The organism is Flavobacterium piscis, from assembly GCF_031457575.1.
In the GTDB taxonomy this organism is placed as follows: Bacteria; Bacteroidota; Bacteroidia; order Flavobacteriales; family Flavobacteriaceae; genus Flavobacterium; species Flavobacterium piscis_A.
In genome coordinates this window covers 109284-134147 of the sequence record NZ_JAVDWQ010000015.1, presented here as the reverse complement: position 1 = coordinate 134147, position 24864 = coordinate 109284, and the positions used below count along the sequence as shown (strand labels likewise).

General features: G+C 29.5%; 22 protein-coding genes. 3 read left to right on the top strand and 19 right to left on the bottom strand.

Annotated elements, in window-relative coordinates; translation table 11 throughout:
* Positions 1-97: 97 nt before the first annotated feature.
* The 5 genes from J2W48_RS18405 to J2W48_RS18385 form a co-directional block, all read right to left on the bottom strand.
* A complete protein-coding gene (locus J2W48_RS18405; RefSeq protein WP_310283188.1) occupies positions 98-1240 on the bottom strand; it encodes a hypothetical protein in 1143 nt (380 codons plus the stop codon).
* 200 nt (positions 1241-1440) lie between these two features.
* On the bottom strand, positions 1441-2094 hold the full coding sequence (locus J2W48_RS18400; RefSeq protein WP_310283186.1) for a hypothetical protein: 654 nt from the start codon (positions 2092-2094) through the stop codon (positions 1441-1443).
* A gap of 217 nt (positions 2095-2311) precedes the next feature.
* On the bottom strand, positions 2312-8212 hold the full coding sequence (locus J2W48_RS18395) for a DEAD/DEAH box helicase (RefSeq protein ID WP_310283184.1): 5901 nt from the start codon (positions 8210-8212) through the stop codon (positions 2312-2314).
* Between the two features lie 9 nt (positions 8213-8221).
* Entirely contained in the window at positions 8222-11227 is a 3006-nt protein-coding gene (locus J2W48_RS18390; RefSeq protein ID WP_310283183.1) for a hypothetical protein, read from the bottom strand.
* 49 nt (positions 11228-11276) lie between these two features.
* Entirely contained in the window at positions 11277-12275 is a 999-nt protein-coding gene (locus tag J2W48_RS18385; protein ID WP_310283182.1) for a helix-turn-helix transcriptional regulator, read from the bottom strand.
* Between the two features lie 370 nt (positions 12276-12645).
* Here J2W48_RS18385 and J2W48_RS18380 point away from each other — a divergent pair, with 370 nt between their 5' ends.
* Complete coding sequence (locus J2W48_RS18380; RefSeq protein WP_310283180.1) at positions 12646-12969, top strand: helix-turn-helix domain-containing protein; 324 nt, start codon at positions 12646-12648, stop codon at positions 12967-12969.
* A gap of 330 nt (positions 12970-13299) precedes the next feature.
* Here the strand turns inward: J2W48_RS18380 and J2W48_RS18375 are convergent, their stop codons facing one another.
* Positions 13300-15534, bottom strand: coding sequence for a hypothetical protein (locus tag J2W48_RS18375; RefSeq protein WP_310283179.1), 2235 nt, complete (start codon positions 15532-15534; stop codon positions 13300-13302).
* 391 nt (positions 15535-15925) lie between these two features.
* On the opposite strand from J2W48_RS18375, the gene J2W48_RS18370 reads away from it, so the two are divergent.
* Positions 15926-16075, top strand: coding sequence for a hypothetical protein (locus J2W48_RS18370; RefSeq protein WP_310283178.1), 150 nt, complete (start codon positions 15926-15928; stop codon positions 16073-16075).
* A 745-nt stretch (positions 16076-16820) separates the two neighbouring features.
* Positions 16821-17123, top strand: coding sequence for a helix-turn-helix domain-containing protein (locus tag J2W48_RS18365; protein WP_310283176.1), 303 nt, complete (start codon positions 16821-16823; stop codon positions 17121-17123).
* A 77-nt stretch (positions 17124-17200) separates the two neighbouring features.
* On the opposite strand, the gene J2W48_RS18360 is transcribed toward J2W48_RS18365, so the two are convergent.
* From J2W48_RS18360 to J2W48_RS18300, 13 genes are all read right to left on the bottom strand, one after another.
* Positions 17201-17401, bottom strand: coding sequence for a DUF3990 domain-containing protein (locus tag J2W48_RS18360; protein ID WP_310283174.1), 201 nt, complete (start codon positions 17399-17401; stop codon positions 17201-17203).
* The gene (locus J2W48_RS18355) at positions 17371-17763 is read right to left on the bottom strand and encodes an RHS repeat-associated core domain-containing protein (protein ID WP_310283201.1); all 393 of its coding nucleotides are present in this window, start codon (positions 17761-17763) and stop codon (positions 17371-17373) included. Before J2W48_RS18355 ends, J2W48_RS18360 begins: the two co-directional genes overlap by 31 nt.
* A 67-nt stretch (positions 17764-17830) precedes the next feature.
* Positions 17831-18703, bottom strand: coding sequence for a hypothetical protein (locus J2W48_RS18350; RefSeq protein WP_310283173.1), 873 nt, complete (start codon positions 18701-18703; stop codon positions 17831-17833).
* A gap of 228 nt (positions 18704-18931) precedes the next feature.
* Entirely contained in the window at positions 18932-19267 is a 336-nt protein-coding gene (locus J2W48_RS18345; protein WP_310283172.1) for a hypothetical protein, read from the bottom strand.
* A gap of 94 nt (positions 19268-19361) precedes the next feature.
* Entirely contained in the window at positions 19362-19661 is a 300-nt protein-coding gene (locus J2W48_RS18340; protein ID WP_310283170.1) for an immunity 22 family protein, read from the bottom strand.
* A 139-nt stretch (positions 19662-19800) separates the two neighbouring features.
* Positions 19801-19956 (bottom strand): SMI1/KNR4 family protein, encoded by a 156-nt coding sequence (locus J2W48_RS23150; protein WP_475690764.1) that lies wholly within the window; start codon positions 19954-19956, stop codon positions 19801-19803.
* A 239-nt stretch (positions 19957-20195) separates the two neighbouring features.
* On the bottom strand, positions 20196-20630 hold the full coding sequence (locus J2W48_RS18335) for an SMI1/KNR4 family protein (protein ID WP_310283168.1): 435 nt from the start codon (positions 20628-20630) through the stop codon (positions 20196-20198).
* A gap of 1 nt (position 20631) precedes the next feature.
* A complete protein-coding gene (locus J2W48_RS18330) occupies positions 20632-21687 on the bottom strand; it encodes an RHS repeat-associated core domain-containing protein (RefSeq protein ID WP_475690763.1) in 1056 nt (351 codons plus the stop codon).
* A gap of 200 nt (positions 21688-21887) precedes the next feature.
* Positions 21888-22373 (bottom strand): Imm26 family immunity protein, encoded by a 486-nt coding sequence (locus J2W48_RS18320; RefSeq protein ID WP_310283165.1) that lies wholly within the window; start codon positions 22371-22373, stop codon positions 21888-21890.
* 319 nt (positions 22374-22692) lie between these two features.
* Positions 22693-23217, bottom strand: coding sequence for a hypothetical protein (locus J2W48_RS18315; RefSeq protein WP_310283163.1), 525 nt, complete (start codon positions 23215-23217; stop codon positions 22693-22695).
* 6 nt (positions 23218-23223) lie between these two features.
* Positions 23224-23775 carry an RHS repeat-associated core domain-containing protein gene (locus J2W48_RS18310; RefSeq protein WP_310283200.1) on the bottom strand — a complete coding sequence of 184 codons (552 nt, stop codon included), beginning with the start codon at positions 23773-23775 and terminating at the stop codon, positions 23224-23226.
* A gap of 72 nt (positions 23776-23847) precedes the next feature.
* Positions 23848-24198 carry an immunity 51 family protein gene (locus tag J2W48_RS18305; protein WP_310283162.1) on the bottom strand — a complete coding sequence of 117 codons (351 nt, stop codon included), beginning with the start codon at positions 24196-24198 and terminating at the stop codon, positions 23848-23850.
* Between the two features lie 48 nt (positions 24199-24246).
* Entirely contained in the window at positions 24247-24864 is a 618-nt protein-coding gene (locus J2W48_RS18300; protein ID WP_310283161.1) for a hypothetical protein, read from the bottom strand.

Below are 24864 nucleotides of genomic sequence, written 5' to 3'. Positions count from 1 at the left end.
TGGATATACCAATAAAAATAGAAACAAAGTTTTGATAAATACATATCAAGTAATAAAGCGGATGATTTTTATTTTATACTTAAATTATTTAATAATTCTACTCTAGACCCTTTTCAATTATTTGAATTAGACTATCAAAACCATTCTCATAATTATCGAATTTACTTTCCAATTTTTCAAGTAAAATTTTATTATTTTTAAATTCCTTTTTCAAAATATCTTTTAGTGATTTAGCTTTTATATCTTTAGGTGACTCCAAATTAAAATTAGTCAATAATGCTAGTTCATCTTTTTGAGACAGGAATGGTTCATATAACTTATGATAAGCTTTACCTACCGCGCCTGAAAATAATACCATTGTAGGGTCAGTTTTAATATTACTCTTTAAAATATGATTTCTGGAGATACCTGGATAGGGATCTATATAATAAATTGTGCGTACACCTAATTGATAAGCTTTTTTAGCACAAAGTTCACAAGGGCTAGCTGTTGTAAAAAGGTAACCATTTCTTAAACCTTGACCACCACTTTTAGAAATTTGCATCATTGCATTTTCTTCAGCGTGTAAGGATCTTGTATGTACTTGATTCTTTTCTCCCGAAAAGGCATTATATGCTTGTTTAAAACAGTATGGACAGTTTCGACCTCCAAGTAATTCTTCTGGTAAAGTTGAATCATTATAGTTAAACTTAATATACTGATTAAATTTTTTTGACTCATTATCCAACAAATTATCAGCTTGATCAGCATTTATTTGTTCCGTTTCTTTTAATCCTTCACCTAACTCAAATTTTGTAAATCCAAAGGCATTATTAATAGATGAAGAATTAGAAATTTCTTTAATGTTTCTGACTGAACATGGAATTGCACCTTTAGGGACATCATTCCATCCTATTGCTTTCGTAGAGAATTCATTATCCGTCACCACCGCTCCCACTTGTCTAGATATACATCCTGAATTTAATTTCGCTGTGTAGGCAATTTGCATTACACGCTCTATTGCCTCTGGAGTTATGATACCTGGCTGTTGAATTAATGCCTGTAATTTGATAAGTTGTTCTTCTACAGAAAAAAAACTAAAATTATTATTTATACCTGTCTCTTTCAGCTGAATGTCAGATTGCAAAATATTATTATTGACATGATAATCTGCAATTTGAATACAGTTTTGAACATCAGGAGTATAAAAAATTCCTTTCTGATAATCTGTACATTTGTATTCATCTTCATCTATTTCCAAGAGCCTATCAACTATTTTAGTATCTCTATAAGAATTAATCAATTTAGATTTTCTTGCGTCATTTTTTACTGCTATCAAATAAAAAGCAGAAAAACGTTCTTTAAAAAAATTTATTTCTAAAGAATTTCTGAGTGAATCAATTACTATATGACATTGATCATTTTCTGAGCAATGCTTGGTGGCTTTTATAATTCGATTAATTACTTTCGAAATTGAATAAATATATTTTGGATCAGATTTTTCTCTTTTAAAGGTCTTCCACGTTTTCTAAAATTATTTGCTGTATGATGCAGCAACATTATACGTTCTATAACTCCTTCATCTTTTAAAATATGATTTAATTCATTAGCTAAATTATTAAACTTTTCACCCCAAAAGATTTCATTTAGCTTTAGAAGATTACTTGGTAGTTTTAATGATTGAAGGTTACCAATACTAATAATTTCTTTTATCAATACTTCATTATTTATAATTAATTTTTGAATCTGTTCCTTAATTTTTGTAATTTTATCTTTAGGAGCTTCATCTTTTAATCTATATCTAAAAAAGTCAAAAAGTAGTGTGTTTGATGGGTTACTGTAAAGTTTAGGCAATAAAATTAACAACAAAACTTTCTTGTATTCAATAACTTTATATTCCTTCCAATTTTCTTTAGTGTAATTATATGCTATTGTATATTTTCGTTGAAATACAGATTCATCAAGATCACTTGGTTTTCTAATATTGTTAATTTCATCAAACTTTTTTGAAAGAACTTCTGCTAATTCGGAACAACCACTACCTGTTCTTCCTGTTAATCCAATAATTGTAAAATTCTTTCTTAAAGAATATAATTGATCTAATTTTGTACTCATATATAATTTATCTTTAATTATTAATAATTTCTTATTTAGTTTGCAACAGCTCTAAAATTTCATATTCTTTTTGAGTGATTTTTGTATTAGGACTACTTTCAATTAGAATACCCTTATCTTTTAAAAATCCACAGCTCTTTCAAGAGAAATATTTAATTCTCTTAAAACCTTATTTAAACGGATGTTTCTAATCTAATATTTCTAAGTTCTATTTGTATTAACTATTCTCAATACTAATTGTATATAAAATTGGATGATTGTTCATTTTTAATATTTCTAAAGCTCTGTCCATAGAAATATTATCATCAAAATTAATATTGCTGTTCTTCAATCTCCAACCATGCTCCACCCCTGCATCAGGTCGAATTATTATTTTAATTTCATCATTACTAAATTCGAAATATCGGTAATGTGGAATTGAATCAGATACTACATTTACATTACTGGCATCTAATTCATAACTAAATAATTTTAAGTAACTATCTCGTGATTCACTATCTCTGAATTCGTGAAAAAGCTTCTGGGGAGCTCTTTCATTATAAAATTCTTGACCATAAAAAGTAAAATTATCTATTTCAAAATTTAATTTTGTTTGAAGTTTATTAATGAATTGCAACATTAACAAACAGCCAAAAGGAGTTTTTAAATAACGGTCTGAATAAGAAACATTGAATTTTTTGTTCTTCATTTTTAAGCCTAAATCTATTTTCTGTTCTAGTTTACTGAGTACTTCATCTGCAAGATTTAATGAATTTACAATTGAATTTGTATTAATTACTGCTTCGAAAACACTACTTGCATTTAGTAATTTGTCGGTTTCAAATGATTGTAAATTTGGAATTGTTACACTGTTAACTTTATAAAGCTCTCCATTATTAGATTCACCCCAGTTATTATCTAAATCATGGTTAGCATTATCGTTTACAAAATATTGTTGATTAGTTCCGTCTTGTAGTTGAACAAAAGAAATAGTGGTTAATAGCTCATTCACCACATTTTTTTGAATCCATAGTTTTGACCAAGCCGATAGTTGAATTAATGTCATTACATCTTGGCTATTTGTAATAATTGGATCATCTTTAAGTACAATATTTACTGCTACTTTACTTTTTAAATTCTCTAAAAATAAAATACTATCTAAATCCCAATTTTGCACATTTGAGTTTACAAACAACCAAGCTTCTTTTATTTTAGATACATAGTTTAACTTGATTAGCTCCTGTTTTATGCTTCCAAGCATTCTCTTTGCTGAAGGATAGCTATTTGTTATATTATCAGAAACTGTAAAATTACTTACGCTATTTAACCACTCTAATGCTATATTTCTATCTAGGAGATTTATATGCCATTGTGTCTTTCTATCGATTAAACATTTTGTACAGGCATTTTGGCAATTGCATTCTAATTTTATTTTAGATTGTTTAAATATTTCATCTGCATATAAAAAGAATTGGTTGGCATAACCAGCACCGCCCTTAGTGGTATCAAAAATGAAAATTGTTGAGTAAGTATCGTATCTCTTAATTCCAAAATCAAGTTCGCCAAGCTCAACAGCTAGATAACTTGCAAGTTCTTTCACGAAAACTGAACCTAATGAATATAATAATGTTTCATTTCTGGAGTATGCTCCATTTTCTCTAATTCTAATTTCACAGAAATCAGTTTTAAACCGTCCACCCAAAATTACATTTGGTCTTATGGCTGTTGCTGAAAAATTACCTAAACATGCTGAACCTCCATTATCATCTTTTCCTCCTCTTAATCTTCTATGATCATTAAGTTCTTGAAGTGATAAACCGGTTTTACCACAATGCAAACACACATGAAAGCCGGAACCATTACCTACATTGTAATATAAAATCTCACCATTCTCTTCACTTTCTCTTATATCGTAAATAGTATTACTATTTCGCTCCCAAGGTTTGACATTAATTAATAAAGGATCTACATACTGAATTCTGGATGTTTCAGATATTTTTCGATTTGGTGTTTGATAAATATCTACCGCAAAACCAGCAGGTTGAATCATTTCTGTAAAAATACCTCTGTTACCATCATTATCAGAAACCAACCCTCTAAAATTGTGGTTGTGACAATGTGGACATTCCGTTTCAATAGTTTGACCTTCTGAAACCTCAACAATTCTTTGGTAGCCACAAGAATTGCATAATTGAATTATTTCTTTAGATGATTGATTTCCACGATTATCGTCTAAAATAATGCCTGATGAATGATAATTCATGCCGTCAATAACAATGTTATTACCTGGTGCAAATTCAGTTAATGCTCTTGTGATAAAATAAGATGGATTTTCTTTCTTTCTACTATTCTTATTATTTAGACTATCAATATTTGTTGTGTCAAATTCAACAATCCCGGTTGGTAAACCAGCTGTTGGTAAAAAACCTTCTTGAGCTAAAAAGGTAAGCGCATTTTTCTTTAAAAATTGAATGTATTGAATATTCACAGCTTTGAAGGCCGGAGAAGTATTTCCAAACTCTTCTTCCATTTCTTTTAATTTACTTTCAAAACCTTCTTTTTTGCTTTTAGATTTATTTAGTAATTGGTTAAAGTTTGAAAATACTTTATTCAAAATATATGTAAAGTTTTTATCCTCATAATTAGTATTTCTTACAAGATTTTCTACTTGATTTGAAAATAGTATTACTTCATTACTCATTAACCAACTGATGAATTTTACAGCTATTGGTTCTAATTCATCAAAAAAGAAACTTTCTATTTTATCAGTAACCCTAATACCTCTAACTGCATCAGTTTGAACAAACTTTCCTAAAAAGAAAGCATTTATGTGACGCTCTACAACCTGTGTACTATTGAAAGAAATAAATGGCGGAGCAATTTTATGTGTTAGTGCCCAAGTTGGCGTATTAAAAGCATTCAATCCAACTGGATTTGGAGCACAGACTGTAAAAGCTATTGATTTGCTCTCTTTTCTTCGACCAGCTCGACCAGCTCTTTGCAAATAATTTGCCGGACCAGGAGGTACATTATTCATTACCACTGTAGAAATACCACCAATGTCAACTCCCATTTCCATAGTTGTAGAACAATTCAAGATGTTTATCTCTGCTTTTTCAAATTTATCTTCTAATTGTTTTAATCTTTTTTCGTTTTGTTGTGCAGAATGTTCCCCGGATAAGTATAATGGTCTATTTAAAATTATTTTTTCATGAATATCATTCCATAATCCATTTTGCTTCCATTCGCCTGAATTATTACTAATCCAATCTTTTGTAGTTAAAATATCTAATTCATTTTGCTCGTTTCTATTAAATGGGAAATTGAATTTTGGGAATGTGTAAGGTTGTGATTGTTTTATCTCGAAATGTCTGATATTATCTTCCGTAAAAGAACCGGTAATCCAAGGAGAAAACCCTTTGAATTGTTCATCAATCAAACGTTTTTTTACTGGGCACAACCACAACTTATGAGATAATTGAAATTTTACTCTCTCTTCTATATTAAGCTTATATCCATTACCGTCAGCATCTAAAACTCTACCTCTTATAGTTCTCCAAATTTCAATTAATAATTGGTTTATATCATCCTCAATTTCATTATTGATTTCAGCTCTGTTGTAAAATCCTAAACCTGCACATAATAATAATGCAATTCTATTTGGTCTTAATTCATTTCTACTAAATGTTGGCCATTTTTTCACATTCGGTAAATTTGAATCCGGTTCATGTATATGTGCACTTCTCAAAAAAGAAGTTGAATAAGGATAAATTACAGTATCTACAAAGAAGTTAAATTGATATCTGATAACGTAATCTAATCCTATTTTTAAAATACTTTTCCAATCCTCTATGGTTAAATTGTATTGAATTGCAATTGCAGGTAATTGAACATTATCCAAATCTGGATAGACCATACTAATCATTCCTAAATTTTCTAAAGAACGTTCTCTAGGAATTCTTCTTGCAAAATTGTCAAATAATAGCGCTCTTGAATATTTTTCAATGTTAACATCATTATCCTCTCTTGGATTGTTGTTTTTAAATAATATTTTTAGATCTTTTTTTAGATTTAAAAAATCATATAATTGTCTCCAAGACAATCTTACCTTTTCATTGTTTTTTTGAGCATTGGCTTTGATACTATTAATACTTTCTTCAATAGCTTTTCTTAATACCGGAATTTTTTGCAGTGTTAATTGTTCTTCAAGTTCTTTTAACTCATCGGAATTAAAGTTGCCTTCAGAAGAAATAGTTAATTGTTCCTGCCATAGTTTATGAAACACTTGAGAGCGAATCCAATTGTTCTCGTTATCAATATTAATTAAAGCTGATATTTTCGCAGTTCCTTGACGGCTATCTGTAAATGAAATGTATTTATGTCCTTCCCAAAGCATTTCAGAACGAATTTCATCAGCACCTGGCGTGTTTTCTAAAAATATATCTGATAAAATTCTGTTCATAAATGAAGAAGAAATTCTAAAATGTAGTGGGTTATCTAGATTATTAGAGCAGTAAGGACAAACACATTCACCTTCACGATCTGCTTCAATAAAAACGTCCTGACTACGATTTATTTTTCCACTACTATCAATTCCAAATTCTAATGTATGAGGAACATATCTTTTATTAGTACTCCTTTTTGTGAAGAAAAATGATTGAGTAATTGGATTAACATCATCATTTTCGTCATTATCAATATCATCAACAATAAAATTGTCTTGATTGATTGATGTTGAAAGTGTTAAAATCTCATCGCCATTTCTTTCAAGTTGCTTTTCTGCTTTTAATAATTCATTACCACACGAACGACAAGCAACTAGTTCAAACATTGGAAAATTACAATGAGAACAGTTTTTCTCAGCATAAGTGGTCATTGTACCCAATAAACTTTTAGCTTCAAAATTTTTATGTTTATCACAATTTGGATTTGAGCAAGCATAAACACCACCAATACCACGAGAAAACAAATGAACTCTTAATGGTAAAATAGAAATCTCATTATATTTATTTTCAACAATAGTGTCAACTATTTCTAATTTTTCATATTGAGAACTTTTCTTTGCGATTAGACTTTCTGTTATTTCAGTTAAAGTAATGGCATTCGAGTTGTATACTTTATTTCTTAAAAGTTCAATCTCATTTTTATTATTTATTTGAAAATTATCCGGTAGTACTTTGAATTCTCTTTTACCTGTAATTACTTCTATTTGATGCTTTTCTATTCCGCAAAGATTAGCCATAAAATCTTTTAAACTTTTTTCGCTTTCTTCTCCACTACCTACTGTTGCGGAAGTAATTGCAAAACGTAAATCTTTAATGTCAACTTCAAAAGCATCGACTACTCTTCTAATCAGCAAAGCCATTTCTGATGCTGCCGAACCTACTAATGTGTGTGCCTCGTCTAAAAGAATCCAACGTAATTTACCTTTAGAATTTTCTAGTAATGGTACGTCCTTATCACGAACTAAAATATATTCTAACATTGAAGGATTTGTGAAAAGAATTTGAGGTGGAGTTTCGCGTATCTGTTTTCTTGATATTAGTTCTGGCTTATATTTACTTCTGTTTTTAGCGGTTGAATCTTCCTCAGTATTTCCATTATAAACAGCATAAGTTAAACCATCTAAAGCTTTTACCCATGCATCCATTCTCTTTTTCTGACTACCAATTAAAGCATTTAAAGGATATAAGAATATAGCTCTTACTCCAATATCATTTTGGCAATTTTCGTATAAATCTTGTAGGACCGGTAACATAAAACATTCTGTTTTACCAGAACCAGTACCAGTTGTAACTGCAATAGATTTTTTTTCTTTTAGAAGAGTATTCCAACTGGTTATTTGATGCTTGTATGGATTTCTATTTTTAGGAAATTCGTATTCTCCTTTTATTTTATCCAGTTTATTAATAAAATTAGTATCAAACAAATCAGTTAAATCACCAAATGACTCCTTAGCTGGTGCCCACGGAAAAGTGTTTTGGAACACTGGCTCAGCTAACAATTTTTCTTCTTCGAATAGATCTGACAAATAATTTTGAAATTGAGCATCACCTGTTGCCCAAAGAGATAAAATAGAATCTTTTAATCTATCTTGAATCTCACTGTATATTTTTTTGAATTTTATTTCGTGGTTCATACTGTTTTTTTAGTTTAGATAATAAATTAATGATTCTTCATACCATTTTTTATCAAGATCTTCTACATATTTAATTCTTCGTCTAAAATTGTCCCCATTTATATGCCATAGACCTGTGTTTCTACCTGAAATGGATGATGCTACTGTAAGTGGTGCAATTACAAGAATATTCACTTGTTCATTCCATTGCTTCTGTGGTATTGGCTTAACATATTTATTTCTGTCATTTTCAATGTCATAAAAAGGTAGCTGACTTAATACCCTTTCACCTAAACGCTCTCTAACATTGTTAAGCTCTGCATTAAAAACAAAATTGGAATTCTTAGTCTTTTGAAGTAAACACAAGCTTAGTTTATTCCATTTAAAATTTAGCATAACAGCAAGTGCTTCAAATATTTTTGGATTAATTTGACAAATGTTTTCCCAATCTGATTGCTCAACCCAATGAAAAGATAATCCTAAATCATTTTCTAATTCAACAAAATCATTTCCCGAAAACTTATATTCTCCTATATCAAATCTTAACGATAAAAAAGCAAAAGCTTTTGCTGCTAATTCAGATGATGATGTAATGGCTTTTATAATATCAAATGTTGCAAAAGGCAAATCGTTTTCTTTGCATAAATAATAATAAACCCAAAACTTGTTCCATACGTCACCAGTAAAATCTTCTTCTAAAAGTTGCTTAGAATAATTAATAATTCTATTATTTCTATCCTCAATCGTAGTTAATTCATTTTCTGGATTCACAGATATAAACTCAGGTTTAATTTTGAAGTTTGAATTTTTGTCAGAAAAAAGAATAAATTTATTGGCGTAAGTTGCGTCAATTGAATAAAAGTCTAAATGCTTTTTGATTTCAATCTTATCAATATATTTTAGGTCGCAATCTAATGGTAAAGCATAAACGCTATTGGAAATGTCGACACTGTCTATCTCATAAAATTTTATTACGTTTTCTTTATTTACTTCCCATTTTATTGTCTCTGAAAATTGTTTTATACTATAGGTTTTAATTTTTTTATTTTTATTATTTGGTAGTAATTCGAAAATTTCCATTTTTAAGAAATTATCAGAATCGATAATATTATAAAGCTGAAATAGAGATTTGAAAGTATCATAAAACTCAAACAGCGGTTTCACTTTTTTCTCAATCTTTTTTGATACAACAATTTCCGGATTCTTATGATTAGAAACTCTTATTTCATATTCTTTCCCGTGGCAATTTGCAATTAATCGCCAACCTTTTATTTTATCTAAAAATATTTTATCTTCCTCAATTATATTTTCATCTTGATCGACTAATATAATTCCTTGAAAAGGTGAGATTACTTCAGTAATCATTCCTAAACTTTGATTATTTACTCTAATCCTCGTTTTGATTGAGGATGGAAATTTTGAGGGATTTGTTATTTTAAAAGTTACTGTATTTTGGTTTATACTGAAATTATGGAAATCTGATTTATATATTTCTAAAACGAAAGAACCGTTGTTTACCAGAATTTGCGGGTGATTGTGATCTGAATTTGTTGACAACAATAAATCACCTATATTAAAAACTCTTTCAAACTCATCAATACCATCGTGGGAGATTTTGACATCTAAGGTCCCTAACTCTAATTTGGTGTGGATAGAATTCCAAACGCTTCTATTTACTAGTTTCCATTCTATATTCGGGTTATTAATCCTTTGCCCATTATTGTCGTAAACCCGTATTATCAAGTTATTCTTCACAATATTTAAATTGCTTCTAATTAACCATTTTGGTTTTTCACATAAAATACTCCAATCAAATATATTGTCAGTACTCGTTTTGAATCTAAACGTGTTTCCGTCAGGTTTCTTTAACTTGATTTCATCTTGAAATTTTATAATAGAAAAAGATATAGTATTTATTTCTATTTCAGATTTTTCTTCAAACTTTCCATCTATTAAAAAAACATTATTTGATAATACATAACCATAATCATTATTTGTGTGTCTTGATTTTTCCAAAACAAAATTTTCATTATTACTTGGTGTCCATAATGTTGGAAAATCCAAGTTTAGTCTAGAATAAAGTAAATGATTTGCATTACAAATTTTGTCATGAATATCAATTACATAAATTTCAGGTTCAAAATCTTCTTTAAAACTGACAAAATCTTTGAACTGAATTACTTTGTATGTCTCATTATTTCTTTTTGTGAGTTTAGCAATTAACTCAGCTCCAATAAATAATTTATATTCATTTTGACAATCAATAATTTGATCATCTAAAATATAATTCAGTTCTTCAAATCCAATTTTTGAAGTAATGGCAGTATTGAGGAAAAAAGTGTTGCTTTTAAAATTAAAATTCCATTTGAATTTAATAGCATTATTCTTTTTTCTAACCTTATCTCTTTCAATAATTAACTCTTCGGTAATTTGCTTTAAATCTGCATTTGCTCTAAAACTTAACAGTTCATTTTCATCATTATCTAAAACGGCACGAACAATTTCTAAACAACTACTATAAATAATTTCATTTTGACTAGATTTTGCTAATAGACCAGTTAATTCAGTATTAGTGGAAAAATCTTCAATTGAATTAGGGTTTAAGTGAATAATTTTCAAAAGAAAATCTCTATACTTACCACGATTATTCTGAATATGTTTTAATGGAAGGCCTCCTTGTAACAATAAAGTTTTTAGATAATGGGTGTTTTGAATTTTAATCCATTTATAATTTAAAAGAATACCTCCTTTTTTAGCTGATTCATAAAAATCGTTTGCATCAAAACATAAATTATGAAAACATAATGAATTGAAAATTTCATCTTTTGAAGGATATCCTCCATCGAAAATTCTTTTCCACCACTCAGCGTAATATATTGCACAATCCTTAGGGTTGAGCTGAGAAAGTCGTTGAACTATTTTAAAACTCTCCTTTAATTGATTAAACTCTAAATCAGAAATAGTATATTTCCAAACTGGCTGACCTGAATGAAAATCAAGTCTACGGTTTTTTAAGATTTTGTAAAATTCACTCATATCAAAAATTTTTATCAAAAATAAAATCTATTAATGCATTGTATCTGCACTAATAATTGTTTTTCATTTTGTTAACCCTATCTAGAAGTTTTTCCACTAAAAATAATGGCTCTAGCACTTTTATTTTTTCTCCATGAGACAAAATCAACATTTCTAATTCATAATTAGGAATTACTTTTATTTGCAAACAATTTCTATCCTCTACCTTTTTTATTATTTGTGAACCGTGAATAGGTTTAGTTTTCACATAAGGCATCAAAGATTCACTAATCTCAAGAACAATTGTTTCAACTTTATCGTTAGGAACTGTAACACCAATAACATCATCAAAATACTCTTTAAAATCAATATCAGAATTAATGTAGTCTTTACTTACTGGTTCTATACTTTCAATTCTATCTAATGCTAAATTTGTGATTGTTTCATAATCATCTGACTTTCCAAATAAAAACCAACGCATATTGAACTGCTTGAGGTAATAGGGATAAATTATGATACTAGTTGAATTTTCAGTTTTAAAGTTCTTATAATAAACGTTTAATACTTTTTTATAAAGAATTGCATTATAAAGTTCTGGTATGAATTCTAACCCTTTTAGGAATTCGTTTTCTTCAAAACTAATTATAACATCACTTTTTTGTTTTAAACTAAAAGACGCTTCTAATCTCGTATTCAACTCATTAATCCAATTATATTGCGGTAACCCTTTGAACCTTTCTAATGTCAATAAAGCTTCTCTAAGTTGGTTTGCTTCTATTTCATTTAACGGTTGGTTTGAAATAGAAAACTTTGAGTCTTCATATTTATAAAAAACTCTCCTACCATCTTTTTCTTTCTTTAATTCTATGTTCCAGCCTTGTTCACTCTCCATGAATCTGATATCATCATAGAGTTGCCTTTTTTTTATTCCTTCTTTTTTACCTGTATATTTATAAATTGCTTTATTACATTCCTCTACAAGATCTTCAATAGCATAGTTTCTTCCTGAGTTACGGAAACATTTATCTAAAGTTTGGTACCTAATTATAGCATGCTTATTTGTAGACATTTAATTTTCAAGATTTTTATCATTACTTCACAATGATACGAAAAGCAATCTAAAGGAACTTAAGTACAACCTAAATCTATCAACCACTTTATCAAACATATATACATCAGTTTCACCATCAAATAAAAGTAGAAACTCTTTTAATCTTCATTTCAAGTTTTTATACTACTTTTTTATAGCCTCCATCGACAAATATTATCTTTTAATTTATTTTTTATTTATGGAAAACCGTATTTTAAGTATTTAACAAACAATTTCAAATATATCGATTAAAAAGACATCGGTTAGTACGTATTTATACCTGTTTATTTATTTAAACTATTGTCATGGTAATACATACTTTTACATAAGATCCAAACAACAAAGTACCATGAAGCCATTTACTTTTGACCAGATACCAATAATGATGAAAAAGCTTTATGATAAATTAGAGCATTTGGAAAAACTCATTGAAAGAATCTCCCCTACCAGAGAAAATCAAGATGAACTACTAAACATTCAAGAAACATCAAAACTTTTAAATCTATCGGTATCAACAATCTATAGTAAAGTATGTAAAAGGGAAATTCCATTTAATAAACAAGGTAAACGCATTTATTTTTACAGACATGAGTTAATGAAATGGATTAAGTCCGGTCGAGTAAAAACTTATTTAGAAGTCCAAAATGATATTGAAAAAAGTTCAGAAATCTAGTGTTATTTTAGATTTTTTGAAGTTTCACTTTTTAAGCTTCATCTCTGAATATTCTAGTCATGCCAACTTAGTTTTTTTTTGTCTTAGTGATATAATCAATATTCAAAATTTCTATTATTTTTGCATGAAACAACTCCCATGAGTTATTGAGATGTTGCCTATTTGGATTTGTAAAAATTGTACAAAATGAAAAGATGTAAAAGAAAGGGGACACATAAAATGCCTCCCTTTTTAGGATACTGTTCTAAAAAATGTTCTTCTTTCACAAAACTGTGAATATCTTATTGAAGAAAATAAAACGAGTAATTTTCTAATTTAAATCTTAGATGATTACTTCTTTTTGAAAACATTTACAAATGAACTTAAATTGGTTGCATATCCTACCATAATTTGAGGGTAGAAATCTTTAGCGCCCAGATGATAAAAACCTCCGACTCTAGCATATATTCCATCGTTAGATTTTTCAGGATTAATTTTACTATATAAATTTAATTGAACTCTAATGACTGTTCGATCATCTTGATTATCATCCACGTTGTATTCAATTGGTATATCTTTAACAGATCCACGGGCATTTATCCAATTTAGTCCAATATTTAAATCTCCGCCAAAATTTACCTGTGGTCTAATTTCGAAGTTCGCATAGATTTCGTGAGATAGTGCGTTTAGTTGATATTTTTTTTGAATATCTCCAGTGGGTTCATTTATATTATATTTTATTCCTGCCCTGTAATATCTTAATCCATATCCCAAATTTAAATCGGTGGAAAGTCTCTGCATTTCAAAATTAAAGATATCAAGATTTATACCTGCATTTAGGTTATTGTTTTTTACATAGTCAAAATTGTTTATCCTTAGCATTGTTAATTCTGATGATGCGACTCCGTTAGGTGCATTCAGGGGTGTTATCGAGCGAGAATTTTCATCAAATCCATTATAGATGGATGCGTTAACGTCGGCTGAAATTGCACTTATCATTGAGACAAAACTTTTATTTGATATCCATAGCGGAATTTTAACTCGACCTTCAGCTTGTATGAGAGCATTTGCGTTTTCACTGTTAAGACCAAGAAAATCTGAAAAAATGACAGCAGTAAAATAATCGGCAAGCTTTCTTTCTTCAATCTTAACAGATTTACCAGGTTCAACTCTATAATCACTATTTCTTACAGCACTCCCAAAATTATTATCTGAAGCTTCATAGTCGAAAATGTCGTTAAAGTTGAGATAATACCCTTCTCCTCTATTATCGGCTCTAGATATCGGGATGTATTCATGTGATTCATTAAATGCTGCTAATCGAACGCTGTGATAATAGTTTTCAATTTTAAATTTTTGATTATTGTAAGAACCGACAACTAGAATGTGTTTGCCTTTGTTGTTGAAGAAATGGATCGTAGCGTACTCTATTGTGAATAGCTTATCTGCTACGGGTGTTTTGTAGTCGCTTGAGGCATATACCGGTATTGATTTATTAACACTTAATATTCCTGAAAATTTCGGAGCCAAATTTTCAATCTCTTTTGTTAATGATTCAATTTTATCCTGAAACGGTTTAATTTTGCTGGCAATCATTGCATCGTTGTTCAGTGCGGCACATTCATTATATATTAGATGTAATTCATATTCTGGAATGGTTCCATTTTCTGCAAACCCTGTAGGTAAAGGAGAACTCATAAATGCAGTGAAATCCCGCTTAAATTTTTCCCATTCAATTCCATACATCATCTGTGGAGCAAGTAAGCATGTCATATCTGGCTTACAAACTTTGAGTATAAATAACTTTTTGTCAGTTTCAGATTTTACTTTTACAGCATAGATAATATTATTAATGAGTAAATTATTGATTAGTTTATAATCATCTTGTCCTGATATTTTAAGAAATAATTCTTGTAGTAGCGTTCTGTTTTTGCTGTTTAAGTCGATTGGAGAAGGAACCATCTTTTTATAGTCAGCATCATTTAAAATGTATTTTTGATTAAAGGCAAGATTTGAAGTTGTTGAAAGTGATGTCAATAAATTATCCTCTGTTGTTATATCGAGAGAACCACTTTCGGGATACATTAACTGAAGCTTTTTTACATCTCCAACAGTATTTTTTTTAATTATATAATTATCTGCAGGGTTAAATAATGGTTTTCCAGTATCTGTTATATCCGAAAGATATTTTTCTAAAGTAGTGTCAGCATTGTAATTAAATTTACTTCGCAATATTTTTTTATACTTATCTGGTTTTAAAACACTTATAACATCATCATAAGTTAATGTGCTATTTGCCAGTTCGATTTGAATGTCAGAAGACAATTTGAATTTAAACTTTGGAGTAATAGACTTGATTTGAGCATAAACATTGTCAGTAAATGTCGAAATAGTAACATCTTCTGATAGATTAATTACTTTAGCATCGCCTGAATCGCTATTTACTATTGTTGCGGAAAAGCCACCACTATCTTTTCTTTGTAAAGAAACTTTAATAGGATTTCCGAAGTAATCAAAATTTACATTTTCAGTTTGAGAAAAAGAATAAGTTGTACAGAACAAAAAAGTGAGTAAAATTTTTTTCATACGTAGTAAATTAAGGAGTTAAAATCAAATTTAACAAATCTAAAACTCTTATTTATACGTATTTATACGCGTTTTATACACGCGAAAAATAGTTGGTCTAAAAGTTTATTATACAAACAAATAGGTCTAAATTTGTATATATAACAAAACAGCCAAAAATACATTGGCTGGCTTCATTAATCGGATAGATTACTGCGGAAGAAAAACAGATACATTTTTCAATGCAATTCTTATCTTGTACTACATTATGACAATTGTGTTGCTGCGAGACTAGCTTTGTCCTTTTAAAACTAAAAACAACAATTGGCATTTAAAGTTTATGCAAATCAATAATCTATTACTCATATAAGCTATTAAAAATAGGCTCTACGGTAGATTTCTATTGATAGGAATGCCCAATAACAAACTTCATGATAAATTAGAGCATTTGGAAAAGCTTATTTTGAGAATCTCTATAACTGAGGAAAATAAAGATGAACTTCTTAATGTAGAAGAGTCAGGTTCGGTAAAAACCTATACAGAAATGAAAAAAGAAATTTAAAAGAGGTCAAAATTCTAAATTTAACACTTAGTTTTTTGATCTTTTTTAATTTTTAAATACTTAAGGATACTTTCAATAATCATATTCAAATTCCATAGTCTTACTATATCAATATATTCAAAATTTCTATTATTTTTGCATGAAACAACTCCCATGAGTTATGTTATCTTAATAGGGATACTTTGCTTTATTTTTGTGATATTTTGTCCAGATTTGTACCATTTTTGTACCACATAATCTGGAAACACCAGTAAATACTGGATGCTAATTTCTGCATCGGCAAATAGCAAGACAAAATAAAGCAAAACAACAACAAATAAACGATTTAAAGTATTGATAAACAATATTAACTCGTTTTTTAATTCCTTTTTCTTTTAAATATTATGTGATGTTTTGATTAAATTTGTACCTCGGAATTTTGAGGTACAAAAAATATTTTTTTTTGGCCAAATTATGGCACGCGTAGACACACATAGTCACAGTGGGACACTTAAAGTCACATTTCTATGAGTTCAAAAATGAAGATTACAAGAGTCTGTCAATTCTGCCAAAATGAATTTACAGCACAGACAACAAAGACGCAGTATTGCTCGCAAAAATGCGGTTCAAAAGCTTACAAATCAAGGACTAGGCAGTCAAAAATTACAGAAAAGTAGCAGAAAAGTAGCAGACAGAAATTGCCAGAAATCCAAATCTTGAAGTAATTAAGACCAAAGATTACATCAATGTTTACCAAGCCAATAATTTGCTTGGTATCAGCAAAAGGACTATTTACAGGCTCATCGAGCGTGGTCAAATTGATATTGCAAAATTTGTAACAAGGACAGTTATCAGAAGATACGATCTGGACAGCTTCTTCTCTATACCCTTGGATCAGCCCTTACTGCGTCCGGTACAGGAATTTCCAGGATTGGATCAGTGTTATACGATAACGCAAATTCAGCAGAAATTCGGCGTATCTCCCGGGGCTCTTTATATGATAATTCAAAGGCACTCAATAGCCAAATATTCAGTTGGAAAGTTCAATTATGTAGCAAAAGGATATTGATATTATATTTAATGAAAGAGGAAATGAAAAAGAGTAATGTAACATTGAGACAAAAGGTAATAACAAATGGGCGGATATCACTTACCACCTTTTGGATTCGCCAACATAGGTCCGCTGACTGCATCAAAATCATGATTTAAAGCTCCCTTTCTTCCATCAGTAACAAATTTTCCCCATTCATCACTAGCTCCTTCAAATTTTTTGATATTCAATTTATCTAATTCAGAATTAGGAATCTCAAATTTAGTTATTCTGGATGACCTCTCATTTCCGCCCATTTTGCTGCTTGAGCCTCATCAGTAGTAACGTAAAATCCTCCTTGACCAGAGGGATTAAAATCTAAGTTAGGCCTTCCTTTTGAAGGGTCAATAGGACCGCTTAAACTTCCTGCATGGTAAAAGGTTGTTATATCTAGTCCAAATACATCAACCCAGCTATTACTATCATGAACATACGCATAGAAGTTCGGGTTATTTCCGGCAAGTCCAATTCTATCCTGGCTTAAATAGAGCCCAGTATCAGGAGAGTAATAGCGATATCGATTATAGTAAAGATCTGTCTCTACATCCTCATATTGCCCAAGCTGCCTAAAAGGTATAAAATCTCTATCTCCTTTTAGATTTCTTAAACCACCATAAATATCATCGCCAATATCGCGAGGTTTTTATACTTTACTGATTTGCGTTGTACAGAAGAGTTTTGGACAATTAGGCGTAATCTATAACTAACGAGCTATATCCTTTTTCAAAAAAAACACTTTTCCCTATTCCTTTAAATGGATTATTACAAGATTTAATCAATATTCTTTTTATATTCTTATGTTCCAATATTTTTTCAACATTGATAACATTTTTAATATTTAATAAATTTAATTCTTCTAATTCAAGTAAAATAGTACAATCAAAAACAACAGAAATATTATTAATGTACAAGCTTTTTAGACTTTTAAATCCAATAATTTTTTCAATCAAAAAGTTTTTATCAATACATGCAAACAATTCTAAAGTCTCAATTTTATGATTAAAAAAGAAAGGGAAAATATCTATTTTTTTTGCATGCCCAAATATTAGATGTTTTAAATTATTTAATTTTGATAGTTCGCTAATTCTATTAGTATTCTTTTCCGCTGCTAAATCGTAATCTATCCATTCTATATTTGGAAAATTTAAAATATTGAACACATATGGTTTTACAAGTTCTGGAATTGCTAAATATTTTAAATCATTTAAAACTAAATTACTTGGCCATTGGTGCTGGCTATCAAACTTAGATACAGGAGAAGTTAACTTTACAACTTCAATACTTAGTGGTATTTCTATTTTATCTAACCAATCTATTGGAATAGTTAACGATTTTAAATTTAAAAGTTTTACAATAAAATCTGGATATTTTTTTATCTTATCCTCATCATTTGAAGTAATTGAAAAAGTAATTGTTCTAATATCTAAGTACTCTTTTTCATTTGGAAAATCTAGATATTGTCGATATTCCACATTTCCACCAAAATCTTGTTTTTCAATTGAAAAATACCAATTTGTACTATCTGCATTTATAATTGTTTTTTTAATTTGTGTGTACATATTAATTATTTACATTTTATTTTTAGTCCTTTTGAAGCTTTTTTTAATCAATTATAGTTTTCATCGTATTTGTTTTCTCAAACTTAAAATTTAATAAAAACTAAAACTAGCTGTTAATGATCTGTATATGCTAAATAGGACATAAAAAACCTCGCAGATTGTGAGGTTTTTTGTTTTTATTCTTGTCCTTACGTGCACAAGCTTGAACGGGGAAATACAAACATCATCCTAAATTTTTTTTTTCCCGTTTTCTAATCGTACTTTCAGAGTTTCTTTCCATTCGGTACTTGGGCATTTTTCAATAAGATTTTCATATTTTTCAATTTCAATTACTTTAAATAATGACTCAATCAATTGTAGTAATGTCCATTGCAAATCATAAAATGCATTTTCCGGAAATAATTTAATCAATATTTCTCCTTCATCCAATGATATAGGCTTTTCTATAGATTCTAATAATTCATCATATTGTTCTATTATATTATCTACAGATGGGTCGTCATTTAAAGTTTCATTAGGCATTCTGCCCATTTTTTGCAATTCTATTATCTCCTGTTTTATCATTATTTATTTTTTTCTTAATCAAGATTAAACTCCCAATATAAAATAAGTCATTATATTTTTTATCAAATGATGGGGTCTCTATCTCGCCAGAATATCAATATACCGAATTAACGAATTCAAGATTTAATTCTTTACATTTATCTAGTATTTTGTTTGTATCATCTGCACTAATTGGCACCTCTTTTAAAATTTCCTGAACTGTCATTTCTTCCTTAAATCTTAAATAGCCAATGAAATCTTCATCGTACCATTTTTTACCAATATCCTTACAGAAACCACATATTTTCCTATTATCAATATCTTCTGAATAATCTAATTCAAAATATTCATCAAACTGCGTTTGACTTTTACTTGTTTTTCCAAGCCATAAAAAAACTTTATCTAAATAACCCATATTTTAATTACATTTTATTTTCATATGTGCATTTTGACGTCTTTTAATGTTATATGAATTCATGCAAAAGAACGAGAAAACCTTACATTACTGCAAGGTTGTCTATTTTTATTCTTTGCTGATTCGCTTTGCGGGAAATTTAATTCATTAAGTTTTCTTCTATAAGTTCTTCAAAAGACTTATTTAATTCTTCCGTTTCATCATCATCGTGATAATATATCCAAACTTTATTATCTGGAGAAATAAACACAGGATCTCCATTTCCACTTATAGAAATAACATAGCTTGATTGTATTAATTCACTTTTTCAGGGCTGGCAGGCGCTATGCTGACGAGTGGACTGTGGAACGGAGGCTTTTTTCAGCCGACTGGAACAGCCGAACGGAACAAAACGAACGACCGGAGGGAGACCGCTTTATTGCCTCCTATTGGCTTTTTATTTCCTCTACTCTATATTGAAACTCTTTTATAAAAACACAAAACCCGCTAAATTAGCGGGTTTTGTCGTTTTAATTCTCAGTGCATTGACACAAATTAATTCATCAAATTTTGTTCTATTAGTTCTTCGAAAGATTTATTTAATACTTCCGTTTCATCATCATCATGATAATATATCCAAACGTTATTATCAGGAGAAATAAATACTGGGTCTCCATTTCCACTTATGGAAATAACATAACTTGATTGTATTAATTCACACCTGTTATCAACCGAATAATTATTTCTAAAATCCTTTGTTAAATCTATTACTGTTTCTTGTGACAGCATCTCACAATTATTAAAACCATAAACAGGAAAACCAGTATAACTACCTCCAAAAAGACTTAAAAATTGCACATAGTCTTTGTCAAAATTTACATTAAGCTCTTTTTCAGCATTTTTAATTGTTTCTTCATTAACAGATTTACCTGCAAACAAATCGTTATCAGAAAGTATTAATTTAATTTTATCTATTAATTCTTGTTTCATTTTATTTACATTTTATTCCTCTCTTATTAAGTTCTGTTTCTGCTAAATGAGCGTGATATTCTTTTCTCCAATTATCAAATGCATCTCTTTCTGCCTTTGTTAATCCTCCTCCTTTTTTCTTTCCAAATGGGTGTTGTCCAGGGTTTGTATGTGGTTTATCATGGTGTTTAGCAGGCATAGCAACTATAGGGCCGTTTGGATTTTGTTTATAATGGTGTAAAACTATAGTATTTCCTTGCTTATCTTTAGGAGAAAGTCCCCAACCACTTCCTTTATTTGCGTGATATAAAGACGTTAATTCTTTATCAGATAAATGACCTAAATCGGTATATCCATTTACTTTTAATGATGTTCCTGCACTATCTGTAAAATCAATAACGCTTGCAGCACTAGAACTTAATCCAAACAAATCCATTTCGTAATTCGAATTGAATACGTAAGCATACATATTTGGATTATCTCCATTTAGCCCAATCGGATCCTGCGATAAATAAACCCCAGTCTCAGGAGAGTAATATCTAAACCTATTGTAGTACAAACCCGTCTCTACATCCTCGTACTGCCCTAATTGCCTAAAAGGTATAAAGCTTCTATCTCCTTTTAGGGTTCTTAAATCTCCATAAATATCATAATCAGTTTCCCAAACAAGATTTCCTAATTCATCATAGGCTTGGACAGGACGACCAATATAATCATTGATGATTGAAAATTTGTTACCTCCAACAATCTTAGCGCTTGGCACAAATCTTCCTCCTTCATATATCCAGGTAATGAGATTTTCAATTGGTTCCGGTTTGTCGTAAACCAAATCATCACCACTGACGATAAGTTGTGGTCTCTCTTTTAGATTGTATTTCCACTCATGTAAAAGAACATTTCCATCCCAAACATAGCGATTTATTTCTTTGTTTGCAATTTTTGCCGTACGTCTTCCAAGTGCATCGTATTCAAAACTTACAACTTTTCCGTCTGGGTTGGTTACGCTTTCAAGCCTTCCGTTGGCAAGCCAGTTATAAACGGTATTTCCGTCCTGCCACTGTTCATGCTCCTGCTGCAGCCTTGTTTCTTCGGCTTTGTTGCCCAGCAGTTTATCAAAGAAGTTTTTTGCTTTTTCAAAAGAAGCGGTTTGTTTTTTATTGCTCCCCTATTGGTTTTTATTTAAACACTAAAACCGAGCAGATCTGCTCGGTTTTAGTGTTTATTCGATAATTTTCAATTAATATCCTCTCTTAATTTTTTTTTACAATTATAAAAAAATTATGTAATAGATTTTAATATTCTATTTTCAAAATCAATCGGAAACCATACCGTTGCGTATTCGTATTTACTAAGCTCATCTCTCGAAATTGAAGTTTCTGTAGCTGAATCTAAATCTCTTAATCTAAAATCGCCATCTAATCCAAATGCCATTTTAAGAGTATTAAAATTTGAATCTTTATATTTATCATAATTTTCTGTTTGGGCAATTATTCTCCATCTTTTTTTTATGATGGCATCCCAAAATATTTGTACTGGAGAAAACATAATGCCTGAATTTATAATTTCATTTATATCTGTTTTGGCAGAACTTATTTTATTGAATACTTCAATTAATACAGAAGAACTCGTATCTATAACTCTTCCAAATGCAAAATCCTTATCTAAATCTGCGTCAGACAATTTTGATTTTAATTTCCAATCATCTTTTGGCATAAACAAAGGAATACAAAATATTTCTCCGGGCGTAACAGCAATCTTTTTCATGTTGTTTAATTACATTTAATTTTATTATACTCAGCTAAAAAGGCCAATCCTCTTTTTATCAGTCCTATTTTTATCAAGAGAGAAATTTTTATTCCCTCTATTAGTCTTAGAAATCGCCTCTCCTCTAACTCCTGTTCTAGATCCAGATGTTTCTATATGCCGTTGCTCTAAACCTCTAGCTTTTGCATATTTATTGCTTCCAATTGGGTTTTTACAGTTTATGTATTCTTCAATATTGTTTGTATTAAAACCTTCCTAACAACAACAAAACCCCGCATTTGCAGGGTTTTAATTTATATCAAACTACAGATATTAAACTTTAAGATAATATTTTTAATGACGATAAATCAAGTTCATTTTTAAGTACTAAGATATACTTATCAAAGAACTCTTCTAAAGAAGATGAAATTGTAACAGGCTCCTCATATTCAGGTTCACTACCAGATACAATTGATCCTTTGGTCTCCCCATTAAGTACAATTGCAACGTAAGCATACCCATTTTTAACACTCATCATAAATGGTAAATGATTGTTCCAAAAATCAGTTACAGATGCTTTTTGTTCATCATCTTCAGCATATTCCATGCTATCCAATTCAAATTCATTCCAAGCAAAACCGTCCTCGTTAATTTTTTTAGCATAATCTTCAATAGAAAGAAACCATACATTGTCTTCTTCATTTGCTAAAGTTTTAAATGATTTTACAAATTCAAGTAAATTTTCATTAGTTTTTAATAGCTTACCATTAGCAATAGTTTCTAGGTTAATTTCAATATTATTATCAATTGGATCATATTGCCAATCAAATTTTAATAGCTCTTGTATAAAATTATTGTATTTCATAATTATTTATTGACACTTAATTTTGTTTATTACTCTTTTTTGAAACCCTGTAGCTTTAGAATGATCAGGGTTTTTTATTTTCCTAGTCTCATTTGTGATTGTAAGTTTTTGCCCCTCTGGACCTCCTAATGCTAAACCATGCGGATGATGTCCTCCACTTTCTCCAGCTTTTGCTCTTATGACATCTACTTCTTCCTTGGTTCTGTAAAAAACTTGAGATTTATCGGGGTCAATTCCTTGCCATTCAGGAGATGTTTTATACAAATCTCGAGCTTCTTGTAATAGGTCTGGGTAGTCTTTGAGCCATTCTGCTAATGTTTGAGAAACTACTAATCCAAAAAAATCAAATTGAGAATTTGAATCAAATACGTACGCATAAAAGTTAGGATTATTTCCCAGTATTCCAATTGGATCCTGACTCAAATAAATTCCAGTTTCAGGATTATAGTACCTAAACCTGTTATAGTACAAACCTGTCTCTACATCTTCATATTGCCCAAGTTGTCTAAATGGAATAAAATTCCTATCTCTTTTAAATTCTCTTAAACCACCATAAATATCATAAACAAAAAAGACTGCCTAAAAGTAATTTTTCAGGCAGCCTTTTAATAATCCATTTATCTAGATATATCAATCTAACTCTGCCCTTGAAAACAAATCAAGTATCAATGTTTTATCCTCACAAGCCTCTTTAAATGATATAACAAATGCTTTCAACGCGTCTGTATCAGAAGAGTAAGCACAAAACATACTCCCTTCTGGATCAAACTTAACTATATTGATAAACTCAGGTTTTTTCTCCTCCAAAAAAACTTGTGCCAATGACGCCCAGTCATATCCATTTCCTTCAAACCCTTCCTCTTCTCTTGTTTCAAAAATTTCTGTTTTATACTCTCCTACGTTTAGGCATACCGAAACACTTTTATCATGTTCTACCCAAAAAAAAGGGTAAATTACTTTTTCAAGATTATTGATATTCATATTGTTTTAATTCTTTAAAAGTTCGTCATTTTTTACTATTGCTTATTTTCAGCTCAATTGTTCTAATTTCTCAATTAATTCCTTATACTTTTTTTTTGAATAATCACTTTTGGCAACAATAATGCATTGTTCAAAAAAAGTAATGGTTTCTTGTACATACGTAATAGGTAGTTGATCTAAAAAGAATTCAATTCTTTCTCTAAAGGATATTTCTGCATCTTTTAATGGTGTGATTTTTTTAATAGACATAATATATTCCCATTTTTTATCATATTTGTCAAATTGAGGTAGATATGGTAAAAAAAATGAGACATATAATGCAACTCCTTTTTTTTGAGTCTTTTTTAAAAAATAATTAAAAATTTCTTCAGAAGACTCTAATTTGTATCTTTTAATCATATTTCCTAATGCAGACACAATATAAATATTCATTTTTGTATTTTCTGGATATTTATTTGCAATTTCAAGTAAGTTAGAAGCTAGTGTTTTATCAGATAAAACTTCTTCATACCAAAATGATCCTTCATCTCTTGGTTTTTTCTCAAATTCCTTCACTATTTGAAAAAGTTCATCTTCATTATAGGATTTCCAATTCTCTATTTGAGCTTTTAACTCTAAAATAATATCTAATTGTTTTTTTATTTTTGTGCTTATTATTTTCTCCAT